This is a genomic window from Diaphorobacter sp. JS3050, assembly GCF_013154915.1.
Taxonomy (GTDB): domain Bacteria; phylum Pseudomonadota; class Gammaproteobacteria; order Burkholderiales; family Burkholderiaceae_C; genus Diaphorobacter; species Diaphorobacter nitroreducens.
Genome location: NZ_CP053553.1, coordinates 912,939 through 937,681, shown reverse-complemented (window position 1 = coordinate 937,681; position 24,743 = coordinate 912,939). Strand labels below are relative to the sequence as shown.

The window sequence follows — 24,743 nt, the reverse complement described above, 5'->3', positions numbered from 1 at the left end:
AAACCGCTGCCCGAAGGCAGCGGTTTTGTCTTCTTTATCCAAGCTGGCCTCACGCCAGCCCGAGATTAGAAGGAGTGGCGGATACCCACTTGCACGCCAGTCTGGTTGTCGCCAACGGCGATGCCGGTGTTGCCCAGACCCTTGGCAACCAGACCCAGGCTGGAAGCGTCCTTGTTATTGATGTATGCCACGGTGCCGTACAGCGAGGTGCGCTTGGACAGGTTGTGGATATAGCCCAGGCTGATCTGGTGAGCCTTGGAGTCGATGACCTTCTGGTCGTACAGAGCGTACTGCAGCTTGACTTCGCCAGCGCCCACGGGAGCGGATGCGCCCAGCATGTAGGCGTTGTTCTTGCCCTTGGACAGGCCAGGACGGTCATCCTTGGTCTGCTGTGCAATACCGACCAGCTTCACTACGTTCAGGTTGTAGGAAGCGCCCAGCGTCAGGACATTACGATCCACGCCCTTCAGGCCATTCACGGTCAGGGCGCTCTTCTCGTCATAGGCCAGGGTCACGCTCAGAGGGCCATTGTCATAGGCCACGAAGCCACCAACGTAACGGCCCTTCTTGTCGTTGACCGCGTCAGACTTCTCGTCAAAGCCATAGCCCAGGCCGGCGGTGAAGCCGCTGAAGTTGGGGGTGTAGTAGCTGACCATGTTGCTCGAACGCACGCCGTTGGCGTCGTTGTTGCTGTTGGCGGCCGTCTGGTTGCTGCCGCCCCAGGCGCTCCAGCCCATGAACTGGCCAATGCCGGCCTGGTTGAACAGGTCGTACGAGCTAGCCTTGGTGTAGCTGGGAACCTGGTCACGGCCCAGGCGCACTTCACCGAAGCTGCCGGCCAGTTGCACCGTGCTGCGACGCTTGAAGTTGAAGCCGGACGCATTGCCGTCGTCGCCGAAGATTTCGCCTTCCAGCCAGAAGCCGGCCTTCAGACCGCCACCCAGGTCTTCCACGCCGCGGAAGCCCAGACGGCTCGTAGAAGCGCCGCTGGTGCCCAGGCCATACTTGTTGGTGTCGCCGCCGCCAGCGGTGGCGACGTTGTTCACGTAACCGACGTTCGTGTCGATGATACCGAACAGCGTCACGGAGGATTGGGCCATTGCGGCGCCGGAAGCAGCCAGCACTGCCAGGGCAATCAGGGATTTTTTCATTGCGAGTTACTCCAAGGTTAAACAGAGGGCCCCGGATCGTAGAGGACTTGGATGTGCGGCTCACGCACAGCCCCGCCGGTTCCCCGGGCCAACCTCCTGGTGGGGAAGTTGGCCCTATTGCAACAGAGCCCGCCAGGTTTCGCAAAGGAAATCCCTCAGAATCGGGCCAAAAGCGGGTTTTCGTTGCTGTACCGCAACATGGCCAAAACGGCAGCAAAACCGTCTTATTGTTGCTCCGAGTAAGCACTTACCGTACGGTTTTTGCGTTACCTGCGCCATTACGTGCGCGTAAACAACGTTTTTGTTACCCATGGACACACTCCTCGTTGCCGCAGATAGTGCCCTGCGAACCTTGTTCGCTCGTCCGAGAGCGGGAGAACCCTCACCGGCACGCTCTCTGCCTGCGGTGGACCTGTCCGTCGAGCAAAGGCGTCTCTCCAGCGCGTTGATGCGCGTCAACCATGTCGGGGAGGTGTGTGCCCAGGGCTTGTACATGGCCCAGTCGTGCGTGACCCGCGACCCCCAGTTGCGCAGCGATCTCCTGGCCGCGGCGCGCGAGGAGACCGACCACCTGGCCTGGACCCGCGAGCGGCTCGACGCCCTGGGGAGCCGGCCCAGTCTCCTCAACCCCTTGTGGTTCGCTGGCGCCTTCGCCATCGGCCTGGTGGCGGCCCGGGTCAGCGACCAGGCCAGTCTGGGTTTCGTGGTGGAGACGGAGCGGCAGGTATCCGCCCATCTGCAAGGGCACCTGCGCCGCCTGCCGGAGGCGGACCTGCCCTCGCGCGCCATCGTCGACCGCATGCAGCGGGATGAGGAACGCCACGCAGCCCAGGCGCAGGCGGCGGGCGCCCTTCCTCTACCGCCCGCGGCGCGTTGGCTGATGAAAGCCGCCGCCAAGGTCATGACGACGACTGCACATTACATCTAGGGCCTGTTCACACTATTTTTGCCAGTGCGAATGGCGTGAAAACCGCGCCAATCTAGGCGCGTGACGACGCCAAGGCCGGGGCCTTGGCTAGGAGGGCAACGACGAATGGCGCGGTTTTCACTCCGTTCCCTCCGGGTTGCGATCAAAAAGGGCCATTCGCGGCGTTGCCAAGCCTCGCTGGGGTAGCACCCCAGCTTCGTTTGGCGCCTTGCGCCTGGCCCTTTTTGATCGCAACGCATCTGGCAAAAATAGTGTGAACAGGCCCTAGTACGTCCCGCCGCGCCTCAGGCCTCGACGATCTCAAAGCCCGTCGTGATCTGCGCGGTCTTGCCCAGCATGATGCTGGCCGAGCAGTATTTCTCATGGCTCATGGCGATGGCACGCTCCACGGCCGCCGGCGGAATGCCGCGCCCGGTCACCGTGAACTGCATGTGGATCTTGGTGAACACCTTGGGATCGACCTGCGCCCGCTCGGAGGTGAGCTTCACGCTGCAGCCGCGCACATCGTGCCGGCCGCGCTTGAGGATCAGCACCACGTCGTAGGCCGTGCAGCCGCCCGTGCCGGCCAGCACGGTCTCCATGGGACGCGGGGCCAGGTTCTGGCCGCCGTTCTCGGGACGGTCGGCGTCGGGCGCCCCGTCCATGGCCAGCACATGGCCGCTGCCGGTCTCCGCAACAAAGCCCATGCCGGAGCGCGTGCCGGCGTTGCCGGTCCAGCTGACGGTGCATTCCATGTTGTTTTTCTCCAAAAAATCAGGGTGAATCTGTAGCAAATGATGAACGCAGGTGCGATTTTGCTGCAACGCAACAACCGCAGCGCTACAATGCGCCCATGCGTTACCCGCTTTGCACTGTTCGCACAGCGGGGTTCGCACCGATTGTCTCCTCCATCTCCTCAAAGGATGGATTCAGCCCCAGGCTTTACCGCTTGGGGCTTTTTTTTTGCCCTGCGGTGAGCCGTCCCTAACCCTGCGGGCGCGCCGTCCTATGATGTGCGCCCGGCTGAGCGCGCCCTGGACGCCCCGTCCACACCGCAGCGCCGCCCGCCGGTTTGCACCATGACCCAGCCTCTCACCCCGTTCGATTACCTGACAAAGATCCTCACCGCGCGTGTCTATGACGTGGCGGTGGAGTCCGACCTGCAGCCCGCCCGCGCGCTGTCGCGGCGGCTGCACAACAAGGTGCTGCTCAAGCGCGAGGACCAGCAGCCCGTCTTCAGCTTCAAGCTGCGCGGCGCCTACAACAAGATGGCGCAGCTCTCGCCCGAGCAGCTGGCGCGCGGCGTGATCTGCGCCTCGGCCGGCAACCACGCGCAGGGCGTGGCGATGAGCGCCAGCAAGCTGGGCACGCGCGCCGTGATCGTGATGCCCACCACCACGCCGCAGCTCAAGATCGATGCGGTGAAGACGCTGGGCGGCGAAGTGGTGCTGAGCGGCGAGAGCTATTCCGACGCCTACGAGCACGCCGCGCAGCTGCAAAAGGAAGAAGGCCTGACCTTCGTGCACCCCTTCGACGACCCGGACGTGATCGCCGGCCAGGGCACGATCGCCATGGAGATCCTGCGGCAGGTGCAGCAGCTGGGCGGCAAGCTGGATGCCGTGTTCGTCGCCATCGGCGGCGGCGGGCTGATCGCCGGCGTGTCCAACTACATCAAGGCCGTGTGCCCTGGCATCAAGGTCATCGGCGTGCAGATGAACGACTCGGACGCCATGGCGCAATCGGTCAAGGCGCATCAGCGCGTCACGCTGCCGGACGTGGGCCTGTTCTCCGACGGCACGGCCGTGAAACTGGTGGGCGAGGAAACCTTCCGCGTCGCGCAGAACCTGGTGGACGACTACGTGATCGTCGACACCGATGCCGTCTGCGCCGCGATCAAGGACATCTTCGTGGACACACGCAGCATCGTGGAGCCCGCGGGCGCCCTGGCCGTGGCCGCCATCAAGCAGTACGTGGCCAAGCACAAGACCAAGGGCGAAACCTACGCCGCCATCCTGTGCGGCGCCAACATGAACTTCGACCGGCTGCGCTTCGTGGCCGAGCGCGCCGAGGTGGGCGAGGAACGCGAAGCCCTGTTCGCCGTCACCATCCCCGAGGAGCGCGGCAGCTTCAAGCGCTTTTGCGAGGTGGTGGGGGCCCTGCCCGGCGGACCGCGCAACGTGACCGAGTTCAACTACCGCATCAGCCACGAGCGGCGCGCCCATGTGTTCGTGGGCCTGTCCACCACGGGCCGCGGCGAGTCCGAGAAGATCGCGCGCAACTTCCACAAGCATGGATTCGAGGCGCTGGACCTCACGCACGACGAGCTGGCCAAGGAGCACCTGCGCCACCTCGTCGGCGGCCATTCGGCGCTGGCGCGCGACGAGCGGCTGATGCGCTTCACCTTCCCCGAGCGCCCCGGCGCGCTGTTCAAGTTCCTGAGCCTGATGCAGCCCACCTGGAACATCTCGCTGTTCCACTACCGCAACCAGGGCGCGGACTATGGGCGCATCCTCGTGGGCATGCAGGTGCCGGCCGACGACGCAGCGCAGTTCGATGCCTTCCTGCAGACGCTGGGCTACCCCTATGTCGAGGAAACGCAGAACCCGGCCTACCGCCTGTTCCTGCAGGCCAACGGCGCATGATGCAAGCCATTTTGGCCTCCAGCGCCCACCCATCAAGCGCGAGCAGCTATTGATTCGATAGTATTCATGCAGACCCTGCGCCACTATCTGCTGGCCGTGCAGTTCTTCACGCGCATCCCCGTCACGGGCCGGCTGGCCACGTGGGTGGGCTACAGCCCTGCGATGCTGCGCGCCAGCAGTGCACATTTCCCCGGTGTGGGCTGGCTGGTGGCCGCCGTGGCGGTGGGCAGCTATGCGGCACTGTGGCTGGGGCTGGGCGGCGCGGGCTTTGCACCGCTGGCGGCGGCGGTGGGCTGCACCATCGCCACGGTGCTGGTGACCGGGGGCTTCCACGAGGACGGCCTGGCCGACGTGGCCGACGGACTGGGCGGCGCCTACCAGCCCGAGCGCGCGCTGGAGATCATGAAGGACTCGCGCATCGGCGCCTTCGGGGCCATGGCGCTGGTGCTGGCGCTGCAGGCCAAGGTGGCCCTGCTGGCGCAGCTCGGCCACCTCGGCTTGTCCAGCGCGCTGGCGGCATTGGCCGGGGGGCATGTGCTGTCGCGCCTGTGGCCGCTCGTCATCGTGCGCGCGCTGCCGCATGTGGGCGACACGGCCACGTCCAAGAGCAAGCCGCTGGCGGACCAGATCTCCGTACGCGCACTGGCAGCCGCGGCCTTGTGGTGTTTTCCGGCGCTAGCGCTTGTATATCAAGCGCTGGGCGCTTTGGTATTGATAGCAAGCCTGCTGGCCAGCGCCGCCGGTGCGGCCTGGATGCTGTGGCGCTTTGCGCGTCGACTGCAGGGCTTTACCGGCGACTGCCTGGGCGCCACGCAGCAGGTGGGCGAGATCGGCTTCTATCTGGGCGCGGCCATCGCGCTGGCGCAACGGGCGGCATGAGCGCGCCGCGCCTGTGGCTGGTGCGCCATGCGCGCCCCGAGGTGGCACCCGGCCTGTGCTACGGCCGCCTGGACGTTGCCGCCAACGTGCGCCATAGCCGCGAGAGCGCACGCCTGCTGGCACAGGCGCTGCCACCCCGTCTGGCCGCCCTGCACCACTCTCCGCTACAAAGATGTGAGCTGCTTGCGCAGGACCTGCTTGCCCTGCGGGCCGATTTGGCTTCAAAGGCTGAGCCCCGCATCACCGAGATGGACTTCGGCCAGTGGGAGGGCCGCGCGTGGAACGACATCGCCCGTGCGGACATCGACGCCTGGACCACGCGCTTCGGCCACCATGCGCCCGGCGGCGGCGAGCCCCTGGCGGCCATGCTCACACGCGTGTCCGCCGCGCTGGACGAGGCCGCGGCCCAGGCACACGCCGGCGGTGGCGATGTGGTCTGGATCACGCATGCCGGGGTGGCCCGCTGCGTGCACTGGCTGCTGACGCACGGCGCCGCGCGCATGCCGCTGTCCCATGAATGGCCGCAATCGGCTCCGGGCTACGGCGCCTGGACCACGGTACTTCTGCCACTGAAAGGCCGACCGCAGGCAGCACCGGCGCGCGGTTAGGTTATGGGCGCTCCCGTCGGATATGCAGTCCCCCGCCGGCGCGGGATCCCCGCCAGGTCAGGGCCGCTTGCGCGGCATCTCCAGCGCCAGCGTCGTGGCGCCGTCCATCGACGCCCCCAGCCGCGCGGCGCCCTTGCCCAGGGACTGCAGCACCAGCCCCGGCTCCACATTCGCGCCCACGCGGTAGGGCTTGGCCGGCTTGCCGTCCACCGCGATCAGCGCGGCGCCGCCGCCGCTGGCCGTGCCGGCCAGCACGCCCATGAGCACGAAGCGGCTGGCTGCGGAGGGTGCCGCCTCGGCGGCCGCCAGCACCGGGCTGGCCCCGAGCAGGCGCGCGAGCGCCTGCGTGTCGGTCACCACCGGCTCGGGCGCCGCGGCCGCCGGTGCCGTGCCGGCCGGGCTTGCGGACAGCTTCAACCCCCAATAGACAGCGGTCGCACCCGCCAGCGCCCAGAGCAGCAGCGTGGCCAGGCGCGGGGCCCAGCGGCCGTATGTGTTTGTCACCATTGCACGATTATGATTGACCGGATATGTCCATTCCGAGTCGCCGCTTCGAGATGCAGCCCAGCCCCTCCTCCCTCGCGCACCGCGCCCGCCGTCGCCTGTCCGCGGGCTTCACCCTGATCGAGCTCATGGTGGTGCTGGTCATCATCGGCGTGCTGGCCGCGCTGATCGTGCCCAACGTGCTGGACCGCGCCGACGACGCGCGCAGCACGGCCGCGCGCACCGACGTCACCAACATCATGCAGGCGCTCAAGCTCTATCGCCTGGACAACCAGCGCTACCCCACGGCCGAACAGGGCCTGCAGGCGCTGATCGCCAAACCGGGCGCCGGCCCGGTGCCGAACAACTGGCGCCCCTACCTGGAGAAGCTGCCCAACGACCCCTGGGGCCGCCCTTACCAGTACCTGAGCCCGGGCATCAAGGGTGAGGTGGACGTGATGTCCTTCGGCGCCGATGGCCAGTCCGGCGGCGAGGGCAAGGATGCCGACATCGGCAGCTGGCAGTAAGCCGCAGGGCCCGGCGCCGGCGCCATCCCACGCATGACACGGGTACACCCCAGCCCAGCGGACGCCGCGCAGGGGCCTCGGCCGGCCGCGCCACTACGCCGCGCAGGCTTCTTCTCCCCCCGCCCCTTGCGCAGCAGGCGAGACAGGCAAAGCCGCGCAGCCGTCGCCCAGCGGGGTTTTACGATCCTTGAATTGCTGGTGGTCATTTCCATCATCGCCCTGGCGACCGCCGGCGTGGGCCTGGCACTGCGCGACAGCGGCGCCACCCAACTGCAGCGCGAAGGCGAGCGGCTGGCAGCGCTGCTGGAGTCGGCGCGCGCGCAATCGCGCGCCTCCGGCGCGGCGGTGCGCTGGCGTGCCGATGCCCAGGGCTTTCGCTTCGAGGGCGTGCCGCCCGACACATTGCCCAACCGCTGGCTGGACAGCGCCACCGGCGTGCAGGGCCCTGCGGAACTGTGGCTGGGGCCGGAACCCCTCATCGGCCCGCAACAAGTGGTGATCGTGAGCGGCGCGCACCCCGACCGCGCGGTGCGCGTGGCCACCGACGGGCTGCGCCCGTTTGCCGTGCAGGCGCTGCCATGAGCCACCGCGCGCGAACGGGCACGGGGACGCGGCGCCGGCGCGGCGCGGCGCGCGGCTTCACGCTGGTGGAGGTGCTGGTGGCACTGGGCATCGTCGCCATCGCCCTCATGGCAGGACTGCAGGCCACCTCCGCCCTCACGCGCAACGCCGCGCGCCAGACCGACGTGGTGCTGGCCCACCTGTGCGCCGAGAACGAACTGAGCCGGGTACGCCTGTCGTCGCAGATGCCGTCCATCGGCGACACGCGCGTGGCCTGCGAACAGGCGGGTCGACGCTACGACGTGGCGGTGACGGTTTCGCCCACGCCCAATCCACAGTTCCGCCGCGTGGACGCGCAGGTCTTCGAGGCCGCGCTGCCCGTGCTGCGGCTGTCCACCATCGTGGGGCGGTATTGATATGCAACAACCCCCTGAGCGGCCACGCCGCTTCCCCCTTCTCTCGCGCTACGCGCGGGAAGTGGGACGCAGCCGGTGGCCGGGCCAAGCCCGCTCCACGGCTGCTGCTGAGCTGGGTAGCGCCCGTTGCGTAGCATGCGCCCTATGCGACAGACAGTACACGGCTAAGGTGCGCCACCGTAGGCTGCGCGGCTTCACGCTGGTGGAGCTGCTCGTGGCCATCGCGGTAATGGCGCTGCTCGCCATCGCCAGCTGGCGCGGGCTGGATGGCATGGCGCGCTCGCAGCAGCTCACGCGCGAGCGCACCGACGAGCTGCTGGTGCTGCAGACCGTGCTGGCCCAGTGGGCGGCCGACCTGGATGCCCTGCAGGCCATCGACCATACCGAACCCATCGCCTGGGACGGCCAGGTGCTGCGCCTCACGCGGCGCGGCACGCGCCAGCCCGACGAGGGGGCGCTGGTCGTCGCCTGGGCGCGGCGCAGCGTGGACGGCACCACCCGCTGGCTGCGCTGGCAATCTCCCCCGGTGCGCACCCGCGCGGAATGGAATGCCGCCTGGCAGCGCGCAGCCCAGTGGGCGCGCACACCCGGCGAGGCCGAGCGCCGGCAGGAAACCGTGCTGATGCCGCTGGCCAATTGGCAGCTGTACTACTACCGCAGCGGCGCCTGGGCCAATGCGCTGTCCACCGATACCAGCGCCAGCGCACCGCGCACGGTCGGCGGGCTGAGCAGCGCCGCCGCCAGCATCCCCGAGGGGGTGCGCCTGCAGCTCACGCTGCCGCCGGGTGGCGCACTCTCGGGCGTGGTCACGCGGGACTGGGCCAATCCGCTGCTGGGTGGAGGCAAGTCGTGACCGATTCCTGCCCGCTATCCGCCGCCCTGCCCGCCGCCTCCGACACACGCGACTGGCGCGCACCAGGCGAGGGCCGCCGTGCCAGGGCCCCGACACACTGGTGGCGCCGCCCCGCCCGCGTAACAGGAGCGGCGGGTGGACGCAAAGCCCCTCGGGGTGTTTTTCATCAAGCCGGCGCCGCGCTGCTGGCCGCCATGCTCACCGTGACGCTGGTCGCCACGTTCGCGGCCGCGGCCATGTGGCAGCAGTGGCGCGCCATCGAAGTCGAAACCGCCGAGCGCGCACGTATCCAGTCGGCGTGGATCCTGATCGGTGCGCTGGACTGGTCCCGCCTGATCCTGCGCGAAGACTCCATTGCCCGCAGCGGCGACGGCACCGACAACCTCTCCGAACCCTGGTCGGTGCCGCTGGAAGAAGCGCGCCTGTCCACGTTCCTCGCGGCCGACCGCAACGTGGCCCAGGTGGAAGACGCGAGCACCGACACCACCAACGCCTTCCTGTCGGGCCAGATCACCGACCTGCAGGCCCTGCTGAACCTGCGCAACCTGGCCAACGAGGGGCAGGTGGACGCCACGGCGCTGCGGCAATTCCAGCGGCTCTTCGAGTACCTCGGACTGCCGCGGGCACAGCTGGACATGCTGGCGCGGCAGATGCTGCGCGCCGAGGCCAAGGACAGTGACACCGCGAGCGCCGCGCCGCTGCTGCCGCAAAGCGTGGCGCAACTGGGGTGGTGGGGCCTGCCGCAGCGCAGCGTGGATGCGCTCGCGCCCTACGTCACGCTGCTGCCCGTGCGCACCAAGGTCAACCTCAACACCGCCAGCGCCGTGGTGCTGTGGGCCAGCGCCGACGGGCTGGACATGGCCGAGGCGCAGCGCCTGGTGCAGGCACGCGACTCCAACCACTTCCGCAGCGAGGCCGACGCCGCCAAGCTGCTGGGCAAACCCAGCCGCATCTCGGCCACGGTGCATACGGTGTCGTCCAGCTACTTCGAAGTGCGCGGGCGACTGCGCCTGGACATGGCCGTGGTCGAAGAGCGCTCGCTGGTCTACAAACAGCGCGGGGACGTGCGCACGCTGTGGCGCGAACGTGGCGGCCTCGTGCGCACGACGGCTCCCGGCACTGCGGCCACTGGCGCGCGGTGACCGGCCGCCTTGGCACAAAGCGTCAAATCACGCCCCTAAAATGGTCTGTTAACCCATTCATGAGCACCCTTGTCCTAACTCTGCCCCTGGGAACGCCGGGGCCCGCCGCCGAATACAGCTACACGCTCACGGCCGACGGCCACACCGCCACCCGCCACGCCAGCACCACCGCCGCCTTGCTGCCCGACCCGGGCCGCGCCGGCGAGATCGTGGCCGTGGTGCCTGCGCGCGCGCTGTCATGGCAGCAGGTAACGCTGCCGCAGGGTGCGACGGCCCAGGCCAGCCGGCTGCGCGCGGTCCTGGAAGGACTGCTCGAAGAACACCTGCTCGACGACCCCGCGCAACTGCACTTCGCGCTGCAGCCCGGCGCCCAGCCGGGCAGCCCTGCCTGGGTGGCCGTGTGCGACCGCGCCTGGCTGCGCGGCGCCCTGCAGGCGCTGGAAGCCGCGGGGCGGCCGGTGGACCGCGTGGTGCCCGAGTTCGCTCCCGGCCCCACCGCCAGCGGGCAAGAGGAATGCGACGTGCTGGGCACTCCCGAGGACGCCCAACTGGTACTGACCGGCCACGGGCCGCAACAGGCCGTGGCCGTGCTGCCGCTGGCCGCGGCCGCCGCGCTGGCGGCCCGCCCCGCCGATGATGCACCGCCCGCCGTGCGCGCCGAACCCGCCGTGGCCGCCCTGGCCGAGCGGCTGCTGAACCGCCCGGTGCAGCTGCACACCGCCAGCCAGCGCGCGCTGGTGGCCGCGCGTGGCGACTGGGACTTGGCGCAGTTCGACCTGGCCAGCACCGGCCACACGCGCGCGCTGCGCAAGCTGGGCAGCGGCGCCAGCGCCTTTGCGCGCGCACCCCAATGGCGGGCCGCGCGCTGGGCACTGGCCGTGGCCGTGGTGGTGCAGGTCGTGGGGCTCAATCTCTGGGCGTGGCAGGACCGCCAGGCGCTGGCGGCCAAACAGGCCGGCGTGCGCAACGCGCTGACCCAGACCTTCCCGCACGTCAAGGTCGTCGTGGATGCACCGGTGCAGATGGAGCGCGAACTGGCGCAGCTGCGCCAGGCCGCCGGCAGCGTGTCGCGGCGCGACCTGGAGCCGCTCATGGCCGCCGCAGGTGCCGCGCTGCCCCCGCCGCGCGTGCCCACGCAGATCGAATATGCCAATGGCGAGCTGCGCCTGCGGGGCCTGGAGCTGGCACCCGAGGAACTCACCGCCATGAACCAGCGCCTGGCCGCGGAAAGCCTGAGCGCGCAGCCGCGCGATGGCGCCCTGCTGGTGCGCGCCGAGGACCGCCCATGAACGCCCGCACCGCTTCGAACTCGCCCGCGCCGGTTCCCCCTGCGCTGGCCGCGCTGCGCGCCCACTGGGCCCGCATGGCGCCGCGCGAACAGTCCCTGGTGCTGGCCGCCGCGGCCGTGGTGGGGCTGGCCCTGCTGTGGTGGGTGCTGCTGGCGCCCGCACTGCAGCAGCTGCGCGGCTCGGGCGCACGCCACGCAGCCGTGGACGCGCAACTGCAGCGCATGCAGGCCCTGCAGGCCGAAGCGCTGCAGCTCAAGGACGCGCCCCGCCCACCCGGCGGCGAGGCCCTGCGCACGCTGCAGACCACGCTGGCGCAGCAATTGGGCGCAGCCGCGCAGATGAACGTCGCGGGCGACCGCGCCACCGTCACCCTCAAGGGCGCCCCCGCCGAGGCCCTTGCCCAGTGGCTGAACCAGGCGCGCAGCACCGCGCGCGCCGTGCCGCTGGAAGCCCGCCTGGTGCAAAGCGCCGCGCCCGCCAACGCCGCCGCGGCCGCCGTCCGCTGGGACGGCACGCTGGTGCTGGCGCTGCCCCCGCAATAGTCCACGCCCCCTGCCCGTGCCACGCTCCCTGCGCCCGACCCCTTCGCTGACACTGCCGCGCGCGCCCTGGCGCTGGGCCGTGGCCGGCGTGTGCCTGGGCGCGCTGCCCGCGCTGGTGCTATGGGCCCCGGCGCGCTGGCTGGCCACAGGCGTGCACCAGGCCAGCGGCGGGCAACTGCAGCTGCAGCAGGCACGCGGCACCGTCTGGAACGGCTCGGCCCGCCTGGTACTGACCGGTGGCGCCGACAGCCAGGACCAGGCCGCCCTGCCCGGCCGGCTGCAGTGGCAGCTGCGCCCCGCGTGGAACGGGCTCAGCGCCCGCCTGACGGCCGACTGCTGCATTCCCGCCACCGCGCCGCTGCAGGTGCAGGTGGCGCTGGGCCTGGGTGCCGTGCGCGCCCAGGTGGCCGATGGCCAGAGCCAGTGGCCGGCTGCGGCGCTCGCGGGCCTGGGCACCCCCTGGAACACCGTGCAGCCGCAGGGCCGCCTGCAGCTGCGCACCCAGGCGTTCGCGCTGCAATGGGCCGCGGGGCGCCTGCAAATGCAGGGCCAGGTGCAGCTGGATGCGCTGGGCCTGTCCTCGCGCCTGTCCACGCTGCGGCCCATGGGCAGCTACCGGCTGCAGGTGCAGGGCGGCGGCGCGCCCACGCTGCAGCTGTCCACCCTGGAGGGCGCGCTGCTGCTGTCGGGCAGCGGCCAGTGGGTGGGCAAACGCCTGCGCTTCACGGGCGAGGCCAGCGCCGCGCCCGGGCGGGAGGCGGCCCTGGCGAATCTACTGAATATCATCGGGCGGCGCAGTGGCGCGCGCTCCATCATCACCGTGGGTTGACCCTATGACCAACTTGCCCCGCCATTCCCTGCGGTTCACTCTTCATTTGATAGCTGCCAGCGCTTTATTGACGGGCGTTAGCAGCCAAATTCATGCACAAACCTCCGGGCAGCGCGCCGGCAGCGTGCGGCCCAGCGAGCCGGTGACGCTGAACTTTGCCAACGCCGACATCGAGGCCGTGGCGCGCACCATGGCCACCATCACCGGCAAGAACGTGGTGGTGGACCCGCGCGTGAAGGGCCAGATCACGCTGGTGACCGAGAACGCGGTGCAGCCCAACGCGGCCTTCCAGCAGTTCCTGGCCGCGCTGCGGCTGCAGGGCTTCACGGTGGTCGAGTCGGCGGGCCTGTACAAGGTCGTGCCCGAGGCCGATGCCAAGCTGCAGACCGGCAACGTGAGCGTGTCCCAGGGCGGCGCGGGCGGCACGCCCGCGGGCGGGCAGATCGTCACGCAGATCTTCAAGCTCAACTTCGAGAACGCGGCCAACCTGGTGCCGGTGCTGCGCCCGCTGATCAGCCCCAACAACACCATCAACGTGAACCCCGGCAACAACTCGCTGGTGATCACCGACTACGCCGACAACCTGCAGCGCCTGGCGCGCATCGTGGCGGCCATGGATGTGTCGAACGCCAGCGACCTGGAGGTGATCCCGCTGCAGCACGCCATTGCCACCGACCTGGCGCCGCTGGTGTCGCGCCTGATCGAGGGCGGCAGCGCCACTGCCACAGGCACTGCGCAGGGCGTGGCCCAGGGGCAGACCGACAATTCGTTCAAGACCACGCTGCTGGCCGAGCCGCGCAGCAATGCGCTGATCGTGCGCGCGGCCAACCCGGCGCGCGTGGCGCTGGTGCGCTCACTGGTGGCCAGGCTGGACCAGCCGGCCGCGCCGGGCAGCTCCGCTGCCAGCGGCAACATCCACGTGGTGTACCTGAAGAACGCCGACGCCGTGAAGCTGGCCACCACCCTGCGCGCAGCGCTGGGCAGCGCGGGGGGCAGCGGCACCAGCAGCGGCGGCGGCATGGGAGCCGGCAACCTGTCGGGTGGCCTCACGCGGACCGGCGCATCGGGCCTGGGCCAGACCAGCGGCCTGGGCAACAGCACCAATGCCAGCGGCAATGCCGGGGGCCTGGGCAGTTCGGGCCTGGGAACGGGCCAGGGCAGCAGTGGCAGCAGCGATGCCAACCAGCCGTCCACCGGCGGCATCATCCAGGCCGACCCGTCCACCAACTCGCTCATCATCACCGCGCCCGAGCCGCTGTACCGCGAGATCCGCGCCGTCATCGACAAGCTGGACGGCCGCCGCGCGCAGGTGCTCATCGAGAGCCTGATCGTCGAGGTCAGCGCCAACAAGGTGGCCGAGTTCGGCATCCAGTGGCAGGGCGTGATGGGCAACAACGGCAGCACCATGGGCGTGCTGGGCAGCAACTCCGGCGTGGGCGGCCAGAACATCCTGAACCTGGCGCTGGCGGCGGCCAGCGGCGACGTCAGCTCCATCGGCACGGCCCTGCCCTCGGCGGGCCTCAACCTGGCCGTGGCGCCGCGCGTCAACGGCAACTACTACCTGGGCGCGCTGGCCAACTTCCTGGAAAACACGGGCGACGCCAACGTGCTGTCCACCCCCAACCTGATGACGCTGGACAACGAAGAGGCCCAGATCATCATCGGCGACAACGTGCCCTTTCCCACCGGCTCGTATGCCAACACTGGCGGCAACAGCGGCGCCGTCAACCCCTTCACCACCGTGGAGCGCAAGGACGTGGGCCTGATGCTGCGCGTGCGCCCGCAGATCAACGAAAACGGCACCGTCAAGCTCACGCTGTACCAAGAGGTATCCAAGATCGCGGCGGGCACGCTCACCAACACCAACGGGCCGTCCACCAGCAAGCGCTCCATCGAATCCACCGTGCTGGTCGATGACGGCAGCGTGATCGTGATCGGCGGGCTGCTGGAAGACAACTACTCGCTGGGCCAGGACAAGGTGCCCGTGATGGGCGACCTGCCCGTGGTGGGCGGGCTGTTCCGCAATGAAAAGCGCACGCGCCAGAAGACCAACCTGATGGTCTTCCTGCGCCCCATGGTGATCCGCGACAGCGCCACCAGCGACGCGCTGATGGTGGACCGCTACGAGGCCATCCGCGCGCTGCAGCAAAGCACGCAGCCCGCGCCCAGCACGATGATGAGCGGTGTGTCCGAGGCGCCGGTGCTGCCGCCCCTGCCCGCCCCCGCCTCTCCCGCCGCGCCCGTGCAGCCCCCGGCCACACCTGCGCCGCTGGCGCCGCTCGCACCCCAGCCGCCCGCGCGCACCACCACGCCGCCCAGCATGGGCCAGTCGCCCTACAGCCCGCAGTAAGGGGCCCGCCGCATGCGCCACCCCCTGCCCTACGCATTTGCGCGCAGCAGCCAGCTGCTGCTGGAAGACGACGGCCAGCAGCTCGTGCTGTGGCACGGCCCGCAGCCGGACGCCGGCGCGCTGTCCGAAGTGCTGCGCAAGCATGCCGTGCACCAGTTCATGCCGCTGGACGCCCCCACGCTGGCGCAGCGCATCAGCGCGGCGTATTCGCAAAGCGAATCCAGCGCGGCCACGGTGGTGAGCGAGGTGGAGGAAGGCGCCGACCTCTCGCGCATGATGCAGGAGCTGCCCGCGGTGGAAGACCTGCTGGAGTCCGCGGGCGACGCGCCCATCATCCGCATGCTCAACGCCCTGCTCACGCAGGCCGTGCGCGACGGCGCGAGTGACATCCACATCGAGCCCTACGAGCGCCACTCCAGCGTGCGCTTTCGCGTGGACGGCACGCTGCGCGAGGTGGTGCAGCCCAACCGCGCGCTGCACGCCGCGCTGATCAGCCGCCTGAAGATCATGGCGGACCTGGACATCTCCGAAAAGCGCCTGCCGCAGGACGGGCGCATCAGCCTGCGCCTGGGCACCCGCGCCGTCGACGTGCGCGTATCCACGCTGCCCAACGCCCATGGCGAGCGCGCCGTGCTGCGCCTCTTGGACAAGAGCGAGAGCAAGCTGAACCTGGAGGCCGTGGGCATGCAGGGCGAGGTGCTGGCGCGGCTCGCGCACCTGATCCAGCAGCCGCACGGCATCATCCTCGTGACCGGCCCCACGGGCTCGGGCAAGACCACCACGCTGTACGCGGCGCTGGCGCGGCTGGACGCCGCGCGCAGCAACATCATGACGGTGGAAGACCCCATCGAGTACGAGTTGCCCGGTGTGGGCCAGACGCAGGTCAATGCCAAGATCGACCTGACGTTTGCCAAGGCCCTGCGCGCCATCCTGCGCCAGGACCCCGACGTGATCATGATCGGCGAGATCCGCGACTTCGAGACCGCGCAGATCGCCATCCAGGCCTCGCTCACCGGCCACCTGGTGCTCGCCACGCTGCACACCAACGACGCGGCCAGCGCCATCACGCGCCTGACCGACATGGGAGTGGAGCCGTTCCTGCTGTCCTCGTCGCTGCTGGGGGTGCTGGCGCAGCGCCTGGTGCGCAAATATTGCGGCGAGTGCCACGGTGCAGGCTGCGAGCACTGCGGCCATACCGGCTACGCGGGGCGCACCGGCGTGTTCGAACTGCTGGTGGTGGACGACGCCATCCGCGCACAGATCCACAACCAGGCCCCGGAGGCCGAGGTGCGCACCCAGGCCCTGGCCGGCGGCATGACGCTGATGCGCGACGATGGCGAGCGGCTGATCCACGCCGGCATCACCAGCCGCGAAGAAGTGCTGCGTGTGACGCGCGACTGAGCGGACAGGCCGCAGCGGCGCCTTTCAAAAACAGGAGCGCGGCGCGCTTGCCAAGACTAGGTTTTCAATACAAATTGCATTGAAAACCATTACAGACAAGCGCCAGTAGCTCCTATATCAATAGCGAATTTCAGCGTTCACCTGCGGCCATCGGCTGGGGGGGACGCTTCCCGTGGCCCAGCCCGCGCTGCAGCTCCTTGAGCAGCAGCACCACCTGGCGCGACGCATGCTGGCAGCTCTTGAACGCCTGCTCGGCCCGCAATTGATCGCCCTGCGCCAGATGCGTCAGCAGCACAGCCGCCTGGTGGTGAAAGTACTGGTGGCGGCGCATCAGCATGTCGAAAGCAGGAAAGTGCCCCAGCGCCACGCGCCCGCTGCCGTGCAGCCAGCGGCCCAGCTCGGAACAGGTGTCGTCCACCACCGTTTCGGGGCGCAGCTGTTCGTCGCGCGCGCCCGCCAGCGCTTGGGCCAGCCAGGGCAGCCAGCGCTCATGCATGACGATGGCAGCCTCGATGTCGAACGCCGCCAGGAGCCGCGAAGCCTCTTCGTCGTACAGCACCAGCGCGCTGGCCTCGCTCGCAGGCAGCGAAGTCCAGTCCTCAGGCGCGGCCAGGCCGTCGGCACGCGGCTGAAACAAACGGCTGAAGAACCCCATAGACACCCCCCGCACGCCCCGTGCATCACTTCCTGGCAGCGTCGCACAGGACGCTAAAAGTGACAATATGTTTCGTGTGTTGATTTAAAACAAATTCAGTATATCAATAGCAAAACGCTATGCACCATGCGGGAACCTCTGCCCACCATACCCACGGCGCAGCACGGATTTCACCCGCAGCTCACAATCGGTGCCATGACCACACATTCCCTGCCTTTACTTTCCATGCTTGATCTCGTGCCCGTGCGCGAGGGCGGCACCGTGGCCCAGGCACTGCAGGTCGCCGTGCAGACGGCGCAGCATGTGGAGGCGCTGGGCTTCAAGCGCTACTGGCTGGCCGAGCACCACAACATGCCGGGCATCGCCAGCTCTGCCACGGCCGTGCTGGTCGGCCACGTGGCCGGGGCCACGCAGACCATCCGCGTGGGCTCGGGCGGCATCATGCTGCCCAACCATGCGCCGCTGGTGGTGGCCGAGGCCTTCGGCACGCTGGCCGAGCTCTACCCCGGCCGTATCGACCTGGGGCTGGGCCGCGCACCCGGCACCGACGGCGCCACCATGCGCGCCCTGCGCCGCGACCGCGTGGAGACCGAGGCCGACTTCCCCCGCGACGTGGCCGAGCTGCAGCAGCTCTTGGCGCCCGCGCAGCCGGGCCAGCGCATCATCGCCGTGCCGGGCGCCGGCACGCAGGTGCCCCTCTGGCTGCTGGGCTCCAGCCTGTTCTCGGCGCAGCTGGCGGCGCAGATGGGCCTGCCCTACGCCTTCGCCTCGCACTTTGCGCCGCGCATGCTGCACGCGGCCATCGACATCTACCGCCGGCTGTTCCGCCCCTCGCCAGCCTGCGCCAAGCCCTACGTGGTGATCGGCGTGCCCGTGATCGCCGCACCCACCGATGACGAGGCGCAGTACCTGGCCAGCAGCACCTACCAGCGCGTGCTGGGCATTCTCACCGGCCAGCGCGGACTGCTGCAGCCGCCCGTAGAGGGTTATCTGCAGAGCCTCGCGCCGCAGGAGCGCGCCGCCGTGGCCGACTTCCTCGCGGTCGGCGTGGTCGGTGGCCCGCAGACCGTGCGCGCGGGCCTGCAGGCGCTGGTGGCCGCCACGCAGGCCAACGAATTCATGCTGGTGAGCGACGTCTACGACCCGGCGCTGCGCCTGCGCTCGCTGGAGATCACCGCCCAGGCGCACGCGGCACTGTCACCCGCAGCGGCTACCATGGCGGGCTGAACGGGTCGACTGCGGCCCGCCCAGTTTGCCCCTGCTCGCCCATCGCCGCTGACTTTCCCGCATGCCCGCCTATTCCTTCGAAGCCCTGGACGCCCAAGGCCATGTGCGCCGCGGCACCCTGGAGGCCGACAGCCCCAAGGCCGCCCGCAGCCTGCTGCGCGCCCAGGCCCTGGTGCCCCTGGATGTGGAGGTGCTGGCCGCTGGCACCGCCCCCGGAACACCCCCCACGCTGGCGCAGCGGCTGTTCACGCGGCCGGTGTTCAACGCCACGGGGCTGGGCGTGTGGACGCGGCAGCTCGCCGGGCTGGTGGGCTCGGGCCTGCCGCTGGAGCGTGCGCTGACCGCGCTCGCCGAAGAGGCGGACGACGAGCGCCAGCGCCACCTGCTGGCCGCGCTGCGCGCCGAGGTCAACGCCGGCTCCACCTTCGCACGCGCGCTGGCGCAGCACCCGCGCGAGTTCTCCGACATCTACTGCGCCGTGATCGGCGCGGGCGAGTCCAGCGGCGGCCTGGCCGAAGTGCTGGACAGCCTGGCGGACGATCTGGAGCAGCGCCAGGCCTTGCGCGCCAAGCTCATCGGCGCCGCGCTGTACCCGGCCATCGTCACCGTGATCGCGATCGTCATCGTGCTGTTCCTGGTGGGCTACGTGGTACCGCAGGTGGCCAGCGTGTTCGCGGGCACCAAGCGCGCCCTGCCCTTCCTCACGGTGGCCATGCTGGCCTTGAGCGACGTGGTGCGCAACTACGGCTGGGCGTTGCTGGGCGGGCTGGTCCTGCTGGCGTTCGGCGCCCGCGCCGCGCTGGCCCAGCCGCGGCTGCGCGAGAAATTCGACGCCGCCTGGTTGCGCCTGCCGCTCGTCGGCAAGCTGGCGCGCGGCTACAACGCGGCGCGTTTCGCCGGCACATTGGCCATGCTGGCAGGCGCGGGCGTGCCCATCCTCAAGGCGCTGCAGGCCGCAGCCGAGACGCTGAACAACCGCGCCCTGCGCGCGGACGCACTCGACGCCCTGGTGCTGGTGCGCGAGGGCGCGCCGCTGGCCTCGGCACTGGCGCAGAAAAAGCGGTTCCCCGGCCTGGTGGCCATGTTCGCGCGGCTGGGCGAACAGACGGGCCAGTTGCCCACCATGCTGCAGCGCGCCGCCACGCAATTGGGCACCGAGGTGCAGCGCCGCGCCATGCAACTGGCCACGGTGCTGGAGCCGCTGCTCATCGTGGCCATGGGCGGCATCGTGATGTTGATCGTGCTGGCGGTGCTCATGCCGATCATCCAGCTCAACCAGTTCGTCAAATGAGTGCCACCCTGCAGGACAAGCTCGTCGTCGCGATCTCCTCGCGCGCGCTGTTCGACTTCGAGGAAGAGAACCGCCTGTTCGAGGCCGGCGACGAGCAAGCCTACATGCGCCGCCAGCTGGAGCTGGTGCATGAGCCCGCGCGCCCTGGCATTGCCTTCCCTCTGGTGAGAAAGCTGCTGGCGTTCAACACGCCCGATGCCGCGCGCGTCGAGGTGGTCATGCTGTCGCGCAACGACCCTGCCAGCGGCATGCGCGTGTTCGCCTCGGCCAAGGCGGCGGGCATGCGCATCGAGCGCGGCGTGTTCACGCGCGGGCGCAACCCGTTTTCCTATCTGCGGCCGTTGGGCGCGCACCTCTTCCTTTCAGCCAACGAGACGGATGTGCGCGAGGCGCTGTCCATCGGCTTTCCCGCCGCGCGGGTGATGATCGACTCCACGCCCGCCGGGGACCGCTATCCGCGCGAAGTGCGCATCGCCTTCGACGGCGACGCGGTGCTGTTCTCCGACGAGGCCGAGCGCGTGTACCAGCAGGGCGGCCTGCCGGCCTTCCTGCAGCACGAGGTGTCCCATGCCGCCACGCCGCTGGCCGAAGGGCCTTTCAAGCCGCTGCTGGCCGCGCTGCACCGGCTGCAGCAGCAGGCGGACGCCTCGCAGATGCGCATCCGCACCGCGCTGGTCACCGCGCGCAGCGCGCCGGCGCACGAGCGCGCAATCCGCACGCTGCTCGACTGGGGCATCACCGTGGACGAGGCCATGTTCCTCGGCGGGCTGGAAAAAGGCCCCTTCCTGCGCGAGTTCGAGCCCGACTTCTTCTTCGATGACCAGACGGGCCACGTGGCGTCCGCCGCACGCCATGTTCCGGCGGGGCATGTCAGCAGCGGCATCGCCAACACAGCGGCTGCGCTACAGGGTGATACAGCCCGCCCCCCGCGGCGTTGAACCTGTGGCGGCGCGCCGGCTCTACTCCTGAATGTTGCCTTCACGCTCCTTCCGCCCCTTTACACGCCTGCTGACGGCCCCGGCAGCCTGCGCGTGGCTCATGGCCTGCGCGCTGGCGGCTCCGCTGGCCGCTCAGGCGCAGGGCGTGGCCCATGCCACCGCGCCCCGGCACAGCGCCAGTGCGCCCCTGACCAAGGGCGAGATCAAGGCGATCCGCCAGTTCGAGATGCTGGATTTCAACGGCGACGGCAAGCTCAGCCGTGCTGAAGTGGCCATCGTGCCCAAGGTGGCTGCGGCGTTCGATGATGCGGACACCAACCGCGACAACTACGTGACGCTGGACGAGGTGCGCGCCTTCGCCATCAAGTACCGCGCCGAGCGGGACGGCGCCCGCGCGGCGGCGCGCTGAGAGCGCCGGCGGACCCAAAAATACCAGTCCAATTGGCCTCCAGCGCTTTACCAATAAGCGCTAACAGCTACTTATCTGATAGCAACCGTCGTGACACCACTCACAAGCCACCCGTGCGCTTGACCTTGGGATCGGAGTACGTGAGCGACTGACGGTCCTGCACCTGCTGGGCCAGTCGCTCCTGGAGGGTGTTCTTGTTGATGTCTTGCGACAGCTCCACCGCACTGCCGCTGGCACGCCACATCGACTGTATGAATTCCAGCAGTTGCTTGTAGATGGGCTCCTTGGGCGGCTCCTCAGGCTCCTTCGGGGCTTCCTTCTTGGCCTCGGCCAGGGTCCAGTCGCGGTTGTTTTCGTCGGGCGCCGAGGGCTTGGTGGGCTCGCGCAGGCTGGCCCCCTCGCCCAGGCGGTCCGTGGACTCGACAGGATTGGCAGCGTTCACGGGCCGCACCGCCACGGCCCCCGAGGCGCCCGTGGAATACAAGTCCGCGCCCGTGGTACGCCACTGGGCGGGCGATCGGTCTACAGGTGGCAGTTGCATGGCATGGGTCCCCTCGTGAATGCGGCCGGCGGCAGTCGCAACTACCACCTCGTCGTACATTCATTACGGCAAACAAAAGGGGAAATTGAGGCCTTATTAGCCTTTTGTCACAAATTCATGCGACCACCATGTCTGATTGACGTGGGCTATGACAGGGACAAACGGGCACAGGCCGCGCCAGGCAAGCGCCAGACGCTATAAAAAACGCTCCAGCAACTTGCGCGATGCACGGTCGAGCGCCGTGACATCCGGCACATGGAACTGCAACCCGTCGCTGGCCGCGATGAGCAGCTTGGTGCGCCCCTCCAGCCGGCGGATGTCTTCCTCGCCCTTGAGCACCAACTGCGTGGCGCCGCGGTCGGTGTCCACCTCCCAGGTACTGGGGGTGGAAAAGCTCGACACGGAGCGGATGCGCGTGATGGTGGGCACAAACTCACGCGCGGCCAATTCCTCCTCGACCAGCGCACGCATGGCAGGAGCCAGTTGTTCCAGGCGGGGCACCCAGGCCAGTTCATGGCCGTCCGGCCCGACCAGCGACAGGCCTTCGCCGGGAGCGGCAATGGGAAAGGCGCGCACGGGCGTCACGCCCACATGCGCGGTGCCGTCGGCCGCGCGCAGCACCAGCCGGCCATGGGGATTACGGTGCAGGTCCCAGCCTGTCGCGAGTGCCGAAGCGGTGGAGAGGGATGTGTGAAGGGTCATCGCGTGTCTTTCTCGCTCAGGTGTTGCCCGCGGGGTGAGCGGAGTGCTCGCGCACTTCGATGCGCACGCCCGCGGCCTGGGCGTCTTCCTCGGCACGGCGCGCCTGCGCCTCGTACAGGCGCCAGTAGGCACCCTGCTTTTCCATCAGTTCGTCGTGCGGCCCCACTTCGACGACCTCGCCCCGGTCCATGACCACCAGGCGGTCGGCCTTGCGCAGCGTGGACAGGCGGTGGGCGATGGCGATGGTGGTGCGGCCCTGCACCAGGTTGTCCAGCGCCTTCTGGATTTCCTTTTCGGTTTCGGTGTCCACGGCGGAGGTCGCCTCGTCCAGGATCAGGATGCGCGGGTCGATGAGCAGCGCGCGCGCAATGGAGATGCGCTGGCGCTCGCCGCCCGACAGGCCCTGGCCGCGCTCGCCCACCAGGCTGTCGTAGCCATGCGGCAGGCGCAGGATGAACTCGTGCGCATGCGCGGCGCGCGCGGCGGCGACGATCTCCTCGCGCGTGGCGTCGGGCTTGCCGTAAGCAATGTTCTCGGCAATGGTGCCGAAGAACAGGAAAGGCTCCTGCAGCACCAGGCCGATGTGGCGGCGAAAATCCGCCACCGCCATGCGGCGTATGTCCACGTCGTCCACGAGGATGGCGCCGTCGCTCACGTCGTAGAAGCGGCTGATGAGGTTGACCAGGGTGCTCTTGCCAGAGCCGCTGTGGCCCACCAGGCCGATCATCTCGCCGGGGCGGATGGTGAGCGACAGGTTCTTGATGACCGTGCGGCTGCCGTAGCGAAAGCCCACGTCGCGCATCTCGATGGCGCCCTGCACGCGGTCCACCTTCACCGGGTTGACGGGGTCGGGCACGTTGCTCACATGGTCCAGGATGTCGAAGATGCGCTTGGCGCCGGCTGCCGCCTTTTGCGTGACGGAAACGATGCGGCTCATCGAATCCAGCCGTATGTAGAAGCGCCCGATGTAGGCGATGAAGGCCGCCAGCACGCCCACGGTGATCTGGTTGCGCGCCACCAGCCAGATGCCGAAGCCCCAGACCACCAGCAGCCCCACCTCCGTCATCAGCGAGACGGTGGGCGAGAACAGGCTCCAGGTCTTGTTGAGCTTGTCGTTCACCTCCAGGTTGTGCTGGTTGGCGGCACGGAAGCGGTCCGCCTCGCGCTTTTCCTGGGCGAAGGCCTTCACCACGCGGATGCCGGGGATGGTGTCGGCCAGCACGTTGGTCACTTCGGACCACACGCGGTCGATCTTCTCGAAGCCGGTGCGCAGCTTGTCGCGCACGGTGTGGATCAGCCAGGCGATGAAGGGCAGCGGCACCAGCGTGACCAGCGCCAGCCACGGGTTGATGGAGAACAGGATCGCCGCCGTCATCACGATCATCAGCACGTCGGTGGCGAAATCCAGCGCGTTGAGCGACAGAAAGACGTTGATGCGGTCGGTTTCGGAGCCGATGCGCGCCATCAGGTCTCCCGTGCGCTTGCTGCCGAAATAGTCCAGTGACAGCCGCATCAGGTGCTCGTAGGTGGTGGTGCGCAGGTCGGCGCCGATACGCTCGGACACCAGGGCCAGGATGTAAGTGCGCGCCCACCCCAGTGCCCAGGCCAGCAGCGCCGCCAACAGCAGCCCCCCCAGGTACAGCAGCACCATGCCGGTGGGGATCTGCTGGCCGCTCTGGTAGGGAATGAGAATGTCGTCCATGAGCGGGATGGTCATGTACGGCGGCACCAGCGAGGCGGCGGTGGAGGCCAGCGTGAGCGCGAAGCCCGCGGCCAGCTGCTTTTTGTAAGGCCTGGCGAAACGCCACAGGCGCAACAACACCCAGGTGGAGGTCTGCGGCGCCTGCTGGCGCGCACAGGCCGTGCACTCGTCGCTGTCGGGCGGCAGCGGCGTGCCGCACACGGCGCAGCGCGGCACGTCTTGCGCTTCGGGCGCGATGGCGCCTTGCAAGCTGTCCAGGCGCCGCACCTGGGCGTCCAGCCGCTGCTGCAGGTGCAGCGCCTGGGGATGGCGCCCCAGCGTGAAGCGCCACAGCGCCAGGCGCCGGTCGGTATCGTGCAGCTCCACCGTGCCCACGCCGCCATGGTCCAGCAGCCGCAGCGCCATGCCGGGCGCCAGCGGCCATTCCTGCGCCGGCGCGTCACCGGCGCGCGCCAGCAGGCGCCGCTCGGTCAGCACCAGCAGGCCGGGGGCAAAGCGCAGGTCGGGCGTCAGGTCAACCTCGAAGGCGGCCTGCACGTTTTCGTCAGGAGCGAGCAGTGCCCGCATCTCGGCCCCCCAGGGGCCAGACAAGACACCCGAGGCGTCCACAGAATGGTGATGTTGCATTTGGTTTTGTATGTCCACCCCCGCACGGACGGGGCGTTGGCGGGCCAGTCCGCGCCCATGGGGGGCATTGT

Annotated in this window: 25 protein-coding genes; 18 read left to right on the top strand and 7 right to left on the bottom strand. The window is 69.2% G+C overall.

Annotation, left to right across the window (positions count from 1 at the left end):
• Positions 1 to 65: 65 nt before the first annotated feature.
• Positions 66 to 1,151 carry a porin gene (locus HND92_RS04645; RefSeq protein ID WP_172206217.1) on the bottom strand — a complete coding sequence of 362 codons (1,086 nt, stop codon included), beginning with the start codon at positions 1,149 to 1,151 and terminating at the stop codon, positions 66 to 68.
• 310 nt (positions 1,152 to 1,461) lie between these two features.
• On the opposite strand from HND92_RS04645, the gene coq7 reads away from it, so the two are divergent.
• Entirely contained in the window at positions 1,462 to 2,079 is a 618-nt protein-coding gene (gene coq7 / locus HND92_RS04640) for a 2-polyprenyl-3-methyl-6-methoxy-1,4-benzoquinone monooxygenase (RefSeq protein WP_172206215.1), read from the top strand.
• Between the two features lie 284 nt (positions 2,080 to 2,363).
• Here the strand turns inward: coq7 and HND92_RS04635 are convergent, their stop codons facing one another.
• Entirely contained in the window at positions 2,364 to 2,813 is a 450-nt protein-coding gene (locus tag HND92_RS04635) for an OsmC family protein (RefSeq protein ID WP_011804132.1), read from the bottom strand.
• 324 nt (positions 2,814 to 3,137) lie between these two features.
• Between HND92_RS04635 and ilvA the strand changes: the two genes are divergently transcribed.
• The 3 genes from ilvA (at position 3,138) to HND92_RS04620 (ending at position 6,187) form a co-directional block, all read left to right on the top strand.
• The gene (ilvA, locus tag HND92_RS04630; protein WP_011804131.1) at positions 3,138 to 4,700 is read left to right on the top strand and encodes a threonine ammonia-lyase, biosynthetic; all 1,563 of its coding nucleotides are present in this window, start codon (positions 3,138 to 3,140) and stop codon (positions 4,698 to 4,700) included.
• Between the two features lie 66 nt (positions 4,701 to 4,766).
• Positions 4,767 to 5,579 (top strand): adenosylcobinamide-GDP ribazoletransferase, encoded by an 813-nt coding sequence (locus tag HND92_RS04625; protein WP_172206213.1) that lies wholly within the window; start codon positions 4,767 to 4,769, stop codon positions 5,577 to 5,579.
• On the top strand, positions 5,576 to 6,187 hold the full coding sequence (locus HND92_RS04620; RefSeq protein ID WP_047349131.1) for a histidine phosphatase family protein: 612 nt from the start codon (positions 5,576 to 5,578) through the stop codon (positions 6,185 to 6,187). The genes HND92_RS04625 and HND92_RS04620 overlap by 4 nt, the downstream gene beginning before the upstream one ends.
• Positions 6,188 to 6,244: 57 nt before the next feature.
• On the opposite strand, the gene HND92_RS04615 is transcribed toward HND92_RS04620, so the two are convergent.
• Positions 6,245 to 6,694, bottom strand: a complete 450-nt coding sequence (locus tag HND92_RS04615; RefSeq protein WP_011804128.1) for a type II secretion system protein N — start codon at positions 6,692 to 6,694, stop codon at positions 6,245 to 6,247.
• A gap of 50 nt (positions 6,695 to 6,744) precedes the next feature.
• On the opposite strand from HND92_RS04615, the gene gspG reads away from it, so the two are divergent.
• From gspG to HND92_RS04565, 10 genes are all read left to right on the top strand, one after another.
• Positions 6,745 to 7,197, top strand: coding sequence for a type II secretion system major pseudopilin GspG (gspG, locus tag HND92_RS04610; RefSeq protein WP_172209150.1), 453 nt, complete (start codon positions 6,745 to 6,747; stop codon positions 7,195 to 7,197).
• A 33-nt stretch (positions 7,198 to 7,230) separates the two neighbouring features.
• The gene (locus HND92_RS04605; protein ID WP_012655660.1) at positions 7,231 to 7,779 is read left to right on the top strand and encodes a prepilin-type N-terminal cleavage/methylation domain-containing protein; all 549 of its coding nucleotides are present in this window, start codon (positions 7,231 to 7,233) and stop codon (positions 7,777 to 7,779) included.
• Positions 7,776 to 8,174 carry a type II secretion system minor pseudopilin GspI gene (gene gspI, locus HND92_RS04600; protein WP_172206211.1) on the top strand — a complete coding sequence of 133 codons (399 nt, stop codon included), beginning with the start codon at positions 7,776 to 7,778 and terminating at the stop codon, positions 8,172 to 8,174. Before HND92_RS04605 ends, gspI begins: the two co-directional genes overlap by 4 nt.
• 169 nt (positions 8,175 to 8,343) lie before the next feature.
• Complete coding sequence (locus HND92_RS04595; RefSeq protein WP_172206209.1) at positions 8,344 to 9,027, top strand: type II secretion system protein J; 684 nt, start codon at positions 8,344 to 8,346, stop codon at positions 9,025 to 9,027.
• Complete coding sequence (gspK, locus tag HND92_RS04590; protein WP_172206207.1) at positions 9,024 to 10,169, top strand: type II secretion system minor pseudopilin GspK; 1,146 nt, start codon at positions 9,024 to 9,026, stop codon at positions 10,167 to 10,169. Before HND92_RS04595 ends, gspK begins: the two co-directional genes overlap by 4 nt.
• 59 nt (positions 10,170 to 10,228) lie before the next feature.
• Positions 10,229 to 11,458: a type II secretion system protein GspL gene (gene gspL / locus HND92_RS04585; RefSeq protein ID WP_172206205.1), complete on the top strand. Its 1,230-nt coding sequence runs from the start codon at positions 10,229 to 10,231 to the stop codon at positions 11,456 to 11,458.
• Entirely contained in the window at positions 11,455 to 12,000 is a 546-nt protein-coding gene (gspM, locus tag HND92_RS04580; protein ID WP_047349124.1) for a type II secretion system protein GspM, read from the top strand. The genes gspL and gspM overlap by 4 nt, the downstream gene beginning before the upstream one ends.
• 16 nt (positions 12,001 to 12,016) lie before the next feature.
• Complete coding sequence (gspN, locus tag HND92_RS04575) at positions 12,017 to 12,829, top strand: type II secretion system protein N (RefSeq protein ID WP_172206203.1); 813 nt, start codon at positions 12,017 to 12,019, stop codon at positions 12,827 to 12,829.
• Positions 12,830 to 12,833: 4 nt separating this feature from the next.
• Positions 12,834 to 15,179 (top strand): type II secretion system secretin GspD, encoded by a 2,346-nt coding sequence (gspD, locus tag HND92_RS04570; protein WP_172206191.1) that lies wholly within the window; start codon positions 12,834 to 12,836, stop codon positions 15,177 to 15,179.
• Positions 15,180 to 15,191: 12 nt separating this feature from the next.
• Positions 15,192 to 16,580: a GspE/PulE family protein gene (locus tag HND92_RS04565; RefSeq protein ID WP_011804118.1), complete on the top strand. Its 1,389-nt coding sequence runs from the start codon at positions 15,192 to 15,194 to the stop codon at positions 16,578 to 16,580.
• 130 nt (positions 16,581 to 16,710) lie between these two features.
• Here the strand turns inward: HND92_RS04565 and HND92_RS04560 are convergent, their stop codons facing one another.
• Complete coding sequence (locus tag HND92_RS04560; protein WP_172206189.1) at positions 16,711 to 17,235, bottom strand: CZB domain-containing protein; 525 nt, start codon at positions 17,233 to 17,235, stop codon at positions 16,711 to 16,713.
• A 195-nt stretch (positions 17,236 to 17,430) separates the two neighbouring features.
• Between HND92_RS04560 and HND92_RS04555 the strand changes: the two genes are divergently transcribed.
• The 4 genes from HND92_RS04555 (at position 17,431) to HND92_RS04540 (ending at position 21,100) form a co-directional block, all read left to right on the top strand.
• The gene (locus HND92_RS04555) at positions 17,431 to 18,462 is read left to right on the top strand and encodes an LLM class flavin-dependent oxidoreductase (RefSeq protein WP_172206187.1); all 1,032 of its coding nucleotides are present in this window, start codon (positions 17,431 to 17,433) and stop codon (positions 18,460 to 18,462) included.
• Positions 18,463 to 18,523: 61 nt separating this feature from the next.
• Positions 18,524 to 19,753, top strand: a complete 1,230-nt coding sequence (gene gspF / locus HND92_RS04550; protein WP_172206185.1) for a type II secretion system inner membrane protein GspF — start codon at positions 18,524 to 18,526, stop codon at positions 19,751 to 19,753.
• Positions 19,750 to 20,691, top strand: a complete 942-nt coding sequence (locus HND92_RS04545; protein WP_011804114.1) for a 5'-nucleotidase — start codon at positions 19,750 to 19,752, stop codon at positions 20,689 to 20,691. Before gspF ends, HND92_RS04545 begins: the two co-directional genes overlap by 4 nt.
• A gap of 31 nt (positions 20,692 to 20,722) precedes the next feature.
• Positions 20,723 to 21,100: an EF-hand domain-containing protein gene (locus tag HND92_RS04540; RefSeq protein ID WP_172206183.1), complete on the top strand. Its 378-nt coding sequence runs from the start codon at positions 20,723 to 20,725 to the stop codon at positions 21,098 to 21,100.
• Between the two features lie 100 nt (positions 21,101 to 21,200).
• Here the strand turns inward: HND92_RS04540 and HND92_RS04535 are convergent, their stop codons facing one another.
• From HND92_RS04535 to HND92_RS04525, 3 genes are all read right to left on the bottom strand, one after another.
• On the bottom strand, positions 21,201 to 21,641 hold the full coding sequence (locus HND92_RS04535; RefSeq protein WP_172206181.1) for a hypothetical protein: 441 nt from the start codon (positions 21,639 to 21,641) through the stop codon (positions 21,201 to 21,203).
• Between the two features lie 195 nt (positions 21,642 to 21,836).
• Complete coding sequence (locus tag HND92_RS04530; protein ID WP_172206179.1) at positions 21,837 to 22,343, bottom strand: DUF1854 domain-containing protein; 507 nt, start codon at positions 22,341 to 22,343, stop codon at positions 21,837 to 21,839.
• A 16-nt stretch (positions 22,344 to 22,359) separates the two neighbouring features.
• Entirely contained in the window at positions 22,360 to 24,672 is a 2,313-nt protein-coding gene (locus tag HND92_RS04525; protein ID WP_172206177.1) for an ABC transporter ATP-binding protein, read from the bottom strand.
• Between the last annotated feature and the right edge of the window lie 71 nt (positions 24,673 to 24,743).